Source organism: Aquiflexum sp. (assembly GCF_041749095.1).
In the GTDB taxonomy this organism is placed as follows: Bacteria; Bacteroidota; Bacteroidia; order Cytophagales; family Cyclobacteriaceae; genus Aquiflexum.
This window is the reverse complement of the sequence record NZ_JBGTCA010000524.1, coordinates 1-13,080: the sequence shown is the minus strand read 5'-3', so window position 1 is coordinate 13,080 and position 13,080 is coordinate 1. Positions and strand designations below refer to the sequence as shown.

General features: G+C 39.6%; 11 protein-coding genes. 3 read left to right on the top strand and 8 right to left on the bottom strand.

Annotation, left to right across the window (positions count from 1 at the left end; genetic code table 11):
* Window positions 1-131 precede the first annotated feature (131 nt).
* Complete coding sequence (locus ACEW8O_RS23610; RefSeq protein WP_373497089.1) at window positions 132-923, top strand: AAA family ATPase; 792 nt, start codon at window positions 132-134, stop codon at window positions 921-923.
* 45 nt (window positions 924-968) lie between these two features.
* Here the strand turns inward: ACEW8O_RS23610 and ACEW8O_RS23605 are convergent, their stop codons facing one another.
* The 5 genes from ACEW8O_RS23605 to ACEW8O_RS23585 form a co-directional block, all read right to left on the bottom strand.
* A complete protein-coding gene (locus ACEW8O_RS23605) occupies window positions 969-1,430 on the bottom strand; it encodes a hypothetical protein (RefSeq protein ID WP_373497088.1) in 462 nt (153 codons plus the stop codon).
* 12 nt (window positions 1,431-1,442) lie between these two features.
* Window positions 1,443-1,922 carry a hypothetical protein gene (locus ACEW8O_RS23600; protein ID WP_373497087.1) on the bottom strand — a complete coding sequence of 160 codons (480 nt, stop codon included), beginning with the start codon at window positions 1,920-1,922 and terminating at the stop codon, window positions 1,443-1,445.
* Between the two features lie 124 nt (window positions 1,923-2,046).
* A complete protein-coding gene (locus ACEW8O_RS23595) occupies window positions 2,047-2,466 on the bottom strand; it encodes a hypothetical protein (protein ID WP_373497086.1) in 420 nt (139 codons plus the stop codon).
* 75 nt (window positions 2,467-2,541) lie between these two features.
* Entirely contained in the window at window positions 2,542-3,231 is a 690-nt protein-coding gene (locus ACEW8O_RS23590) for a hypothetical protein (RefSeq protein WP_373497085.1), read from the bottom strand.
* Between the two features lie 369 nt (window positions 3,232-3,600).
* On the bottom strand, window positions 3,601-5,157 hold the full coding sequence (locus tag ACEW8O_RS23585; protein ID WP_373497084.1) for an AbgT family transporter: 1,557 nt from the start codon (window positions 5,155-5,157) through the stop codon (window positions 3,601-3,603).
* Window positions 5,158-5,238: 81 nt separating this feature from the next.
* Between ACEW8O_RS23585 and ACEW8O_RS23580 the strand changes: the two genes are divergently transcribed.
* Together ACEW8O_RS23580 and ACEW8O_RS23575 are read left to right on the top strand one after the other, a co-directional pair.
* Window positions 5,239-6,189, top strand: a complete 951-nt coding sequence (locus ACEW8O_RS23580; protein ID WP_373497083.1) for an endonuclease/exonuclease/phosphatase family protein — start codon at window positions 5,239-5,241, stop codon at window positions 6,187-6,189.
* Between the two features lie 18 nt (window positions 6,190-6,207).
* On the top strand, window positions 6,208-7,113 hold the full coding sequence (locus ACEW8O_RS23575) for an SMP-30/gluconolactonase/LRE family protein (protein ID WP_373497082.1): 906 nt from the start codon (window positions 6,208-6,210) through the stop codon (window positions 7,111-7,113).
* A gap of 422 nt (window positions 7,114-7,535) precedes the next feature.
* Here the strand turns inward: ACEW8O_RS23575 and ACEW8O_RS23570 are convergent, their stop codons facing one another.
* The 3 genes from ACEW8O_RS23570 to purL all read right to left on the bottom strand — a co-directional run bounded on the left by ACEW8O_RS23570 (window position 7,536) and on the right by purL (window position 13,066).
* On the bottom strand, window positions 7,536-8,519 hold the full coding sequence (locus tag ACEW8O_RS23570; protein ID WP_373497081.1) for a GSCFA domain-containing protein: 984 nt from the start codon (window positions 8,517-8,519) through the stop codon (window positions 7,536-7,538).
* A gap of 204 nt (window positions 8,520-8,723) precedes the next feature.
* The gene (locus ACEW8O_RS23565) at window positions 8,724-9,107 is read right to left on the bottom strand and encodes a GxxExxY protein (protein WP_373497080.1); all 384 of its coding nucleotides are present in this window, start codon (window positions 9,105-9,107) and stop codon (window positions 8,724-8,726) included.
* 278 nt (window positions 9,108-9,385) lie between these two features.
* Window positions 9,386-13,066: a phosphoribosylformylglycinamidine synthase gene (purL, locus tag ACEW8O_RS23560; RefSeq protein ID WP_373497079.1), complete on the bottom strand. Its 3,681-nt coding sequence runs from the start codon at window positions 13,064-13,066 to the stop codon at window positions 9,386-9,388.
* Window positions 13,067-13,080: the final 14 nt, after the last annotated feature.

Genomic DNA, 13,080 nt, shown 5'->3' with positions numbered 1-13,080 from the left:
GAAAAAATTCAACATGAATCCTTAACTCAACTCATAATTTTAATCTTCTTAAGCATTCTTCTATTGTAATTCCAGGTTATTTACATTTAATTCAGTTCAAAATAAAACAGGATAAACCTGATTCTCTCCAAATGTACTTCCTTCATCAAATTTCCATTCCATCAGGCCACGAAAGATCAAGCAATTTCCCCAATGGACTTCCTGCTTTCAAAAACTTTCAGGGGATGAAATTCGAATCGCCGATCACAGTATTTGTTGGAGAAAACGGTTCAGGTAAATCCACCTTACTCAAAGCTTTGGCCATCAAATTAAACCTACCTGCCATCGGAAGCAGTGATTTGGAGTTTGATGAAACCTTAAATGAAATCAAGGAATTCGGGGAAAGCATCAAAACCAGATGGACCAGCAAAGCTTACAGGGGTTTCTTTTTCAGGGCAGAAGATTATTTCGGTTTTGTCAAAAGACTGAAAAACCTGGACAAGGAACTCAAAGGAGATATTGTGGATTTTGAAAAAAGACTAAGTGGAACAGGATTGAAGTTGGCAGTTGGGGCAGTACATGGACAAAAGGAGGCACTGCTCAGAAAATATGGTGATTTGACCCAAGTATCCCATGGTGAAGGTTTTTTAAAAGTCTTGCAGGGCAGGCTACAACCTGAAGGGATTTACCTGATCGATGAACCTGAGGCTGCACTTTCACCACAACGTCAATTGGCACTTTTTTCATTGATCAAAAACTTAGCCGAGAAAGATGGCTGCCAGTTTATCATTGCCACCCACTCCCCTATTTTGATGACACTGCCCAATGCCACCATCTTTCAGTTCTCTGAAACCATTCAAAAAGTCAAATTTGATGAAACTGAACATTTTACCATCCTGAAAAACTTCCTTAATAATCCGGAGGCTTTCTTGAGATATTTATAAATGAAAATTTGAATTCAAAAAAATTGGGAAATTAATCTAAAGATCTCAAAATAGATCAAAAGTAAAGAACATTGAGTTTATGGAATAAGCTACATATAAATAAATAACTCCAACCGGTATTGCAATGGCTGCCAAAGATGCCAGGTTATCCGGTACCCTTTTTTTCGAATTCCCAATATTTTCAAAAGGTATTTCCAATAATTCTGCTAATTCAATCTTTCGATTAATTTTGGAATTTTTCAAAATCCCTTTTAGACTTGATTTCCCAACTTCCTTTACAACGAAATCCAACTCTCGATTATCCTTTAAAGTAATTCGATACACATTGTCCACTTCAAAAGAATTTTGTACCATGGTATCTGAAAAATCAATGGGTTTAGGGATTTGATATGCTTTTGAAAAATCCTTGTAGGTAACACAAGATGACAATCCTATTAAAACCAATATAAGGCAAAACCTTATCAATCGGAGTTTTGATTTAATGATGTGTCCTAAATGTATTTTCATTGTCTTAATATTTTAAATATCATCATCCTCTGGTAAGAAAAATTCAATTCCAAAGATAGCCACCATACCAACCACAAAACCCACTGCCCCTACAGCCCAAAGAGCTTTGGAAGCAGAGTTGTATTTTACTTCTATCTCCTGAATGTCCTTTAAGTCAATTTTCACCATTTTCTCTTTTCCTTTTGGATAATAGTCAGATTCAGTATAATCAATCCCGTAAATCATTTGATCATCAAAATCTTTCAAAAGGACCAAATGTTGAATACTGTCCCTTTCCATAATCCTGTAAAGTTTGTTTCGTCTAAATCCTTCAAAATCTTGATTTCTTTTCTCAGGATAATTTGCGGTCGCAGCATCATGAGGCTCCCAATTCAGTTTATAAAAAGAAGAACACGAAGCCAGTATGGAAAATACAAGAATATAAGAAAGACAAATAATCAGCTTTTCTATTACAACTGATATGGATTTTGAAGTAATCAATGTCGTTTTCATACATCCGAAATTATAGCTTCCATTGAACTTATAAAACCCAAAAAAGCCTCAATATTAGCGGATTACGATAATCCTGAAATTTTTATTATGAAAAATCAATTAAAACTGATCCTGTTTATTTCAATTAATTAATAGTATCGCCCCAAATCGCCAAATATCCAATGATGAAAAATAAGATAGAACCTAAGGCCAAAATGGCTGTTCCACCTAAGTTAACAGTCCTTTTTTCCAAATTTTTGATTTGATCAAAAGGAACTTCAAGTAAACTTTGTAGCTCGATCCCCCTGCTATTATTATTGTTTTTCAGAATCCCTAACAACCTGTCTTCCTTTATTTCGATTAAAATCAAATCAATCATTTTACCATCATTCAGCCAAACACGGTAAACTTTTTCTTTTTCAAATTTGTCCAGTATCTTTGGGTTGGAATAATCTACTGACTGAGCCTTTGATTGGGATGAAGGAAAACTAATGTAGGAAACGCAGGAACTCGTGACCTGAATACACAAAAGAAAAATGCTAATCTGAAATTTGAATTTTTTCATACCTAAAATTTTTTATGTGAGATGTTCATTTTGTCCAATTCAAATGATCTATTTAATATCCTCCATATCAATTCATTAATTTATATAGATTGGATTCGCTATATAAGCTATAATTAATATCGCTAAAAAAATACCTGCAAAACCAATCGTTAGTAATTCGGAACGTGAAGAATTGAAACTTTTGACTGTGATTTCTTGTAATTTACTTATGGGTATTTCAATCTCTTCGGTTGGCATTTTCCGGTCATTCTTTTTACTCCCCCAAGATCCCCATAAACAACCCATTTCTGATTCTTTGAAATACATGTAATGCGGTTGCCCATTTTTTTTCTCTATCATAATCTTATCACCCTTTTTTAACTTATATAAATCGCTGAAATAAAACTCTGGCTTCTCTTTATCTTCTATTTCGGAACCTTTTCCAATTCCCCTTACCTGACTGATTCGATTGATTGGGATCGAGAAATCATAAGGCTTAACCTTTTTCAAACTGACAGGATCCCAAAAAGTCAAACCATGTAGCATCCCATCAGAAACAAAAGAGAACATGATCTCATGACTTATATTGGATTTATCCGTCACCCTGATCTTATCACCTTGAAGGACACCCTCAAAATAATCCCAAGAAAGGGTATCTGTTCCTTTAATGCCCAAAGTCAGTGGACTTGATATTCTGTTGATATTCATGTAAGATGTACATGAACCAAAAGATATCAGCAATACAGCTAAAAGCAATTGAAATATTCTATCGGAAAAGCTTTTCATATGATTTTTTTCATTCTGCAATATATTACCATGTGTAACCTATATTTAGATTGTTGGATATATAGACACCCATTCCAACCAATATAACTACAGGTACCAACGCGGTTATCCAAGGGTTGAAGGCTCGAATTTCTTCTCGAAGAACCCATTTCTAATTTATTTATACCAAATTTATAAAAAGTAATTTTGATTTTTATAAAATAAAAAGTGTATTTTAATCAGTTTTTACTAATATTATTGTTATAATTATTGAAAATCAATAATCTACCTTTTGATTATCTGCAAATAAACCATTGTGAACAATTGTCTTAATTCTATTTGTTTTAGAATCCAAAAAGTTATAGATGAATATCAAATCAGGAGAATCTCTTAAGGTTTTACCATGATATACTCATAAGTACTCTGCAATCCCAAAGGAATTCCCAAAGTCCAATAAAGCAACAAAAACGAAGTCCAAATCACCAATAAGGCGATCGAATAAGGTATCATCATCGAAACCAGCGTCCCGATTCCTGTGGATTTCACATAGCGCTGACAGAAAACCACTATCAAAGGAAAATAAGGTAATAAAGGTGTGATGATATTGGATACGGAGTCCCCTACCCTATAAGCCGCTTGGGTCAAATCAGGCGATATTTCCAATTGCATCAGCATAGGTACAAAAATCGGGCTGATCAATGCCCATTTGGCAGAAGCCGAACCGACCAATAGATTAACAAATGCCGTCAACAACACTATCCCTACAATGGTAATTTGTGCAGGTAAATCAAGTACTTTAAGAAAATTTGCTCCTTTCAATGCTGTCAGGGCACCAATATTGGATTTACCAAATGCATCAATAAACAAGGCACAGAAAAATGCCATTACAATGTAATAGGCCATACTGCCCATTGCCTTACTCATGGATGCGACCATATCTTTCATGCTTTGATAGGTACCTGAGGCAAAGCCATAAACCAATCCTGGTATCCAAAAAAGGATAAAAATCAATGGAACAATGGACTTCATCAAAGGTGCATCCCTTGAGGTGATTTCCCCGACAGAATCCCTTAATGCTGAATCTTGGGGGAAGGCCCAAAAAAACAAAGCAATAAAACTGACTATCATGGTGATAAATGCAATCCAAAAGGCTTTTTTTTCTCTGGAATTCAAAGTCTCCATCTTGGGGATATCCTCCATATTTTCATCCACCATCACATTCTTATTAAGCCTTGGCTCAATGACCCGATCCGTCAAATACCAGACAACACTGATCACCACCAAACTGGACAAACCTGTAAAGTATATATTGTTGAGTGGGTTCAAGGAAATATCCGCATCCAATATCTGAGCAGCGGACTGGGTAAAACTCTGGATCAAAGGATCAATGCTTGAAGGAATAAAATTGGCACTGAATCCCCCGGACACCCCCGCAAAAGCCGCAGCAATTCCCGCTAAAGGATGCCTACCTGCTGCATAAAAAATCACACCTCCCAATGGAATGACCAACACATATCCCGCATCAGCCGCTGTATGGCTGACTATGGCCACCAATACCAAAATCGGTGTCAAAAGCATTTTTGGTGTCACCCCCAATAAAAACTTCAACCCCGCATTGATAAAGCCCGAATGCTCCGCAACCCCTACCCCCAACATGGCCAAAAGCACCACGCCCAATGGAGGAAAATTGATAAACACCCCTGTCATATTGGCAAGGAAAGAGGCGAACTGCTGACCGGTCAAGAGATTCTGAACTTTTAATTCCCCACCTGTCCTTGGATCCACTGCCCCAAAATCTATTGGTGATAGCAATGCCGACAAAACCCAGGTCATTAACATCAGCATCAAAAACAAAATCGCAGGATCAGGAAGCTTGTTTCCTGCCTTTTCTATGAAATCCAAAAATCTATCTAAAAAGGTTTTGGATTTGTTCTGCATATTGCTCATAAAGGATTAAATTGGGTCTCATCAAAAATAAGAAGCCTTTATTGTTTTCAAACCTTTTCCTCAACTCTTTTCACCTCTGATATGGAATTTAACCTCAAATCCCCGCCAAAAGAAATAAAAAATGAAATCAAAGAATTCAGCCTCTTTCTGAATGAACTCATTCCTGCAAAAAAACTGGACAGAAATGTGCTGATCTGTACCTGGAACATCAGGGTTTTCGGAGGTTTGACCATGGAGTGGGAATCGACAAGATCACCGGTACGGGACGGACATTCACTCTTATGCATTGTCGAAATCATCAAAAGATTTGACATCATAGCCGTCCAGGAAGTAAGGGGCAACATCAAAGCTCTCCGAGAGACCATGAGGTTACTGGGATCTGATTGGAGTTTTTTGATGACCGATGTCACAGCCGGATCAAAAGGCAATAATGAAAGGCTGGCTTTTATTTTTGACACCAGAAAAGTAAAGCTATCCGGGCTTGCCTGTGAGATCGTCATCCCTGATGATGTTTTGGAGAAAAACAGGGCCATCCGTCCTGATGCACTTCAGCGGCAATTTGCAAGGACACCTTATGCTGTTAGTTTTCAGGTTGCCGGTAACACTTTTGTTTTATTGACACTTCATGTTCTATTTGGAAAAAAATCACCTGATCGTGTAGCCGAAATAGAGGCCATAGCGGATTGGGTTTTCAAATGGGCAATGGATCTTAACTCATGGGGGCATAGTTTGATTACCTTGGGGGATTTCAATATAGTCAAAACAGGAGATCCAACGTATGACGCATTTGTCTCCTCTGGTTTGTATGTGCCCGATGACCTACATGAAATTGACAGAACCATTTTTAAAAAAACCTATTCATTTTATGACCAAATTGCATGGTTTGAGGATAACCTTTGTCTCCAATACAATAAAGGTGGGATTGTAGATTTCAGAAATAAAGTGTTAAAAAATAGGAATTATACTCTCTCTCAGCTTTCTTACAGGATTTCAGACCATTTCCCACTTTGGGCTGAGTTTCTTACCCGATAAACCAAATAATTAATAAAAATGAAAAAATCAATTTCCCTTTGTTTACTATCCATTTTGACCCCATTAATCCTTCAGGCACAAATCGTCGATAAAAAATCAATTGTAGCAAAAAAAGCTGAATTGGTAAAGGTGGCCGACGGCTATTCATTTACAGAGGGGCCTGCAGTCCATCTTAATGGCGACGTTTATTTTACAGATCAGCCCAACAATAAAATAATAAAATGGTCTGCTACCAGAAACGAGGTCAGCGTTTTCATGGAAGATTCCGGAAGATCCAATGGAATGTACTTTGACCGTCAAAAAAATCTGATCACATGTGCCGATATGGAAAACCAAGTGTGGTCAATAGATGAAAAAGGGAATGTAGATGTGCTGATTGAAAGCTTTCAGGGGAAAAAATTAAACGGCCCAAATGATCTTTGGATTTCCCCTTACGGAGGCATGTACATCACAGATCCATTGTACAAAAGGCCCTATTGGGACAGAGATCCCGAGATGCAACAAAATGGGGAACATCTCTATTTCCTTTCTGCAGACAGGATACAATTTTTCAGAGTGGACGAAACCCTGGTCAAACCCAACGGAGTTGTGGGAACTGGTGACGGCAAAAAACTTTATGTTGCCGATATTGGTGCCGATAAAACCTATGTTTACAACATTGAGGAGGACGGATATTTGACCAACAAAAAGCTTTTTGTGGAAATGGGTTCAGATGGGATGACCATTGACTACAGGGGAAATGTTTATTTGACCGGAAAAGGTGTAACGGTTTTTAATGACAAAGGAGTCCAAATAGCCCATATCCCAATAGAAGAAAACTGGACTTCAAATGTAGTCTTTGGAGGACCGGAACGCAAAACCCTATTTATTACCGCAATGGGTTCGGTGTACACACTTCAGATGAAAGTAAGAGGGGTTTGGTGATAGAAGCGAGAGATTTGAACCGAGAGGCGAAAGGCAAGAAACAAAGCCTGCCCCGAATAACGGGGAAACAAGAGGGATTTGCCTATCCTGGTTTCTGTCATCCCAATTGTCATTTTGATCCCGATCGCTATAAGCATTCAACCTCTCCTTGTCATATCGACGATAGGAGAAATCTATTCTGCCTGTAGGTTAATTAGACTTCTTACAAAGTGAGGTTTATCGCAGCCTTCAAATTTTTTTATTGGTTCAGAATTGGTTTGGCTTTTCCTTGTCATTTCGAACGTAGAGAGAAATCTATTCCGCCATAGGGTAACCAGACCTCTTCCGCCTCGGCGGACAAGACTTGCCGTTGAGGTGACAAGGAAAAGTCCTTCTAAATAGCTGTCCTTCTACCTTCATCCCTCATCCTTCTTCCTTCAAAATCATTTCCTCTGCTGCACCTGTTTCCTCAATTGGTCCATCTCCTTCGAAAAGTCATAATCTTTGCTGTACTTCTCCAATTTCTTTTGGAGGTTTTCGAGGAATTTTAAGTGGGCAGGGCTATCGGGATTGAAGGGTCTATGTGCCAAATCTCTTTTGATTCCCTCAAATTCCTGGATCAATGGCATGGCCTTGGGGTCTACCCATGTCTTTAAAAATCTTTCCCATATATAATCCTCGGCTTGTGCAGTCGGATGAACCATATCCTCCTTGTAAAAACGGTAGTCTCGCAATTCATCCATCATAATCTCATAACTCGGGAAATAATGGACAAAATCATAGGTTTCGGTCAGGTCATGGGCAGCCAATCTTAAGATGCTTTTGCTCAGTTGGTTTTCGGGAATCCCATCCTTGGTATGTCTGACTGGACTGATAGTTAGAATTACTTTTACATCAGGATTTACCTGTCTGAGGATATTGAAAAATCCTGCAAAATCCTTTTGTATTTCATCAGGATGCAACAAACGCTTTTCAAACTGGTCAGCAGGTTTTTTATGGCAATTGGCAACAATCTGCCCTGACTTTTCATGCTCATAAACCCACGCAGTGCCAAAAGTAACCAATATATGTGTTGCCTTTTCAAGCTGTGTTTTTGCCTGTGATTGCTTTTTATTGATCAACCTTTCCAGGGAATCCTGACTGAATCCCACCACATCGGAATGCATCCCAAAGTGAAGATACAATCCATCCCTTACCAATACCATCTCTGAATTGATGGGCATTTCCAACACAGAATCCTCCAATACCTGACAGATGGAAACAGGATTGAATAATGTTCCAAATGAATTGTTGACTATATTGAATTTCCTTTCAGTCAGTTTTTCGCCAATAACAGTCGAAAAACAGGAGCCTATTGAGAATAAAACAGATTGGTGATTGATCTTGGGCTGCCCTTCCGGGATATCAAAAGCGGTGGTCATTTGCATGGCTTAAAAATAGGAAGAAAGGGCGCAAATCCTTTAGAAAAGACACAAAATTTTTGAGGGGTTCCCGCGAAGGCGCTAAGACGCAAAGAAAAATAAATTTTATATTACAAATCCGTTTTCCTTCCACTAAAACCAAATCCTAAATCAGCTTGCGCTATATTGACAAAATCTTTTTCCCGAGAAAATCATAAAATAATTTCGCTATTAATCTTCAAGTCCGTTTACTTTTCTGGAAATCCCTTCTTTTATCAGATTCACATTGAAATTGATCAATAAGCCTAATTTAATTCCTTTCAGCCTCATATAAGTCAAGGTGATTTTGTGATATACATTATCGACTTTTTCGCATGACTTGAGTTCAATCAGCAATTTATTCTCAATAATAATGTCAGCTCTAAAACCTTTATCCAATACAACATTTTTGTAATAAATCTTAACTTTTTCCTGCCTGGTAAAAGGTATACCCCGTTCTGTCAATTCATAAGCAAAAGCCTCCTCATAGACACTTTCCAATAATCCTGGCCCCAAATATTTATGGATTTGATAAGCTATATCCACAGCTTCTCGAGCAAGTTCATTCTCTGTCATTTTCTAAAAAATTTAGGTTAAAAATCGTAAACTAAAATACTAAAAAAATAAAGACATACCAAAAAATCACTTGGTATGCCTTAATTTCTTTTTTCTTTGCGCCTTTGCGGGATCTCATTTTCTTTGTGCCTGTGAGATCTTCTATGAATGTGTCTTCTTGATCATTCTTCTTTGCGCCTCCGCTCCTTTGCGGGAATTTAAAAGCGTCTTTGTGGGATTCAAAATTTTCTTTGCGCCTTAGCGTCTTTGCGGGAAATTAAATGCGTCTTTGTGGGAAATTACTTCTTCCCCACCCACTTGAAAGCATTCACGAATGCCTCCACCCAAGGACTGATTTCGTCTTCTTGTCTGTCTGATGGATAATAGGGCCAGTTCCATGGTTTGAGGGAACGCTCGATGTGGGGCATGATGGCCAAGTGCCTGCCGTCTTCCGAAGCAATACCAGCCACAGCATAATCAGACCCATTTGGATTTCCAGGATAGCCTTCATAGCTGTAGGTCATCCCGATATGGTATTCATCCTTTGGTTTGGGCAATTGGAATTTACCCTCTCCATGTGCTACCCACACTCCCAACCGCTGTCCTGCAAGACTTTTGAACATCACGGTATTGTTTTCAGGAATATTGACATTGACAAAGATTGATTCAAACTTGTGGCTTGCATTGTGCAACATCTTTGGTTTGACATCATGGGTTGGCGTTACCAAACCCAATTCCACCATCAATTGACAACCATTGCAAACACCCAAACTTAGGGTGTCTTCTCTTGCATAGAAATTATCCAGGGCCTGCTTTGCCTTTTCATTGTACAGGAATGCTCCTGCCCAACCTTTGGCAGAACCCAATACATCTGAATTGGAAAAACCTCCCACAAACACAATCATTTGCACATTTTCCAAATTTTCCCTGCCTGAAATCAGGTCAGTCATATGTACATCTTTCACATCAAATCCTGCCAGCCATAATGCATAGGCCATTTCTCTATCACCGTTCACACCTTTTTCACGGATGATGGCGGCAACTTTTCCAGATGGTTCTTTTCTATAAGGGTTCAATCCGAAAGCATTAAAAGTACCTTCCCAATTATTGGAGAAATTATAGGTCAATGATTGGTTTTTGTAATTGGTAAACCTTTTCAAGGCCAGTTTCTCTCCACTCTGCTTTTTGTCCAACAAGTACGAGGATTTGAACCAAGTGTCCCGCATTTCGGAAACATCCAAAGTCAGCCCTGTTCGTTCCATATAAACTTTTCCATCCAAGGTCACCTCAGCCAAAGAAAGATAGGACAATCCATGATTTTCCAATATTGCCCTTGTCCTTTCCGGGTTTTTGACCTGGATCAAAACTCCCGGGTTTTCAGAGAAAAGAGCTTTAATGGGATCCTTTTCATTCAATCTGACTGTTTTCACTTTCAAACCGACATTTTTGGAAGGAAAACACATCTCCAACAAAGCAGTGATCAAACCACCTGAGGAAATATCATGGCCTGCAAGGATTTCCTTTTTTTCAATCAGCTTTTGGACAACCATAAAAGCTTTTGAAAAATACTGGCTGTCCTTCACATCAGGAGTCTCATTACCCACTGTGTTCAATACTTGGGCAAAACTAGATCCACCCAATTTGGCTGTGTCTTTGGAGAAATCAATATAGTAAACCTTGCTTCCTTCAATGGGTTTGAGGTCAGGAGATATGGTGAGTTTGGGGTCAGAGCATTCTCCAACAGTCGATATGATAACTGTTCCGGGAGAATACACAGTTTTGCCCCCAGGGTATTTTTGGGTCATGGATAAGGAATCCTTACCGGTCGGTACATTGATTCCCAATTCAATGGAAAATTCAGAAATGGCTTCCACCGCGCAATAGAGCCGGTCATTTTCTCCGGGGTTCTTTGCAGGCCACATCCAGTTAGCACTCAAGGAAACACCGAAAAGTCCATCTGTAATCGGTGCCCATACCAAATTGGTCAGGGCTTCAGCAATGGCCAATCTGGAACCTGTCTCCGGATTTGCCAAAGCAGCTACGGGAGCGTGACCTATTGATGTGGCGATTCCTTTTTGACCGGTAAAGTCCAAAGCCATCACGGCAACATTATTTAATGGCAACTGAATCTCTCCGGTAGTCTGTTGCTTGGCAACCCTTCCCGTCACTGACCTGTCCACTTTGTTGGTCAACCAATCCTTACAGGCCACTGCTTCCAATTGAAGTACCTGTTCAATATAGGATTTCAATTGATCTGGGGAATATTGGGGTTCGGCGAAATTGGGTTTGATAGGGGTGTCTTCCAAGATCGTTTTTGGGGAAGATCCAAACATATAGGCCAGGTTCCAATCAATGGGTTTTTCGCCGGTTTTGCTGTTTTCGAATTTGAAATGCATGTCCCCGGTAGTTTCTCCGACCACATAGAATGGCGCTCTTTCCCTTTCGGAAATCCTTTGGAGGATAGCCACATCCTTTTCATGGACTACCAGCCCCATTCTTTCCTGGGATTCATTGCCCACAATTTCCTTTGCGGAAAGTGTCGGGTCACCCACGGGTAATTTGTCGATATGGATGGTACCACCAGTGCTTTCGACCAATTCCGACAAGCAGTTCAAATGTCCACCTGCACCATGGTCATGGATGGAAATGATCGGATTATCACGGGTTTCGGCCATAGCCCGGATGACATTCGAAACCCTTTTTTGCATTTCCGGATTGGAACGTTGGATGGCGTTGAGTTCGATGGCATTGCTGAATTCTCCGGTATTTACAGAGGAAACCGCTCCACCGCCCATACCAATTCGGTAGTTGTCACCGCCCATCACGATGATTTTATCGCCCTTTACAGGTTCGTTCTTTTTGGCGTATTCTTTCCTTGTAAATCCAACGCCTCCTGCCAACATTATCACTTTGTCAAAACCATGGGCTTTTCCATCCTCTTCATGCTCGAACGTCAATACCGAACCACAGATCAAAGGCTGTCCGAATTTGTTTCCAAAATCAGATGCTCCATTGGAAGCTTTGATCAGGATATCCATTGGGGTCTGATACAACCACTTTCTTCCTGCAAGATTTTTTTCCCAACTTCTCCCCTCTTCTGACCTGGGATAAGATGTCATATACACCGCAGTTCCGGCCAAAGGAATAGAAGCAGTACCTCCTGCCAATCTATCTCTGATTTCTCCACCGGCACCGGTTGCAGCACCATTAAATGGCTCAACTGTGGTGGGGAAATTATGTGTTTCGGCTTTTAATGAAATGACCGTTTGGATGGTTTCCGGTACAAAAAAATCAGGTTTATCTTGGGTCTTCGGTGCAAATTGTTGTGCCTTAGGACCATCAATAAAAGCTACATTGTCCTTATAAGCAGAAACAATTTTATTGGGATGTCTTTTGGAAGTTTCTTTGATCAGTTGGAAAAGGGTTTTTTCTTTTTCTTCCCCATCAATGACAAAAGTACCGTTGAAGATTTTGTGACGGCAATGTTCTGAATTGACCTGGGAGAAACCAAAAACCTCGGAATCTGTCAAAGGCCTGCCCAATTGTCTACTGACATCTTCCAGATAATCAACTTCATCTTGGGTAAGCGCAAGTCCTTCCTTTTTGTTATATTCCTTGATGTCGGTGACAGAAATGATTTTTTCCGGCTCTAAATGAATATCAAAAATATCCTGATCCAGCCCAATGTATTTATGCTGTAGCATCGGGTCAATACTATCATTTTCTGTAATGGGATAGTATTCCTCGATTCTTTGCATCCCAATAATTCCCATATTGACCGTAATCTCCACCGCATTGGTTGCCCAAGGGGTAATCATTTCCTTTCTTGGACCGGCATAAGTTCCCTCAACTCTATCAGAACCAAGCTGCTTTGCCTCTCCGAAGAGCCAAATGAGTTTGTCAATATCCTGTTGGTGGAGTGGCTGCTTTGCCTGAACGGCATAAATCAATGCTTGAGGTGATTGGAAAAAGAGGATCATGTGCGGTTTTTTGA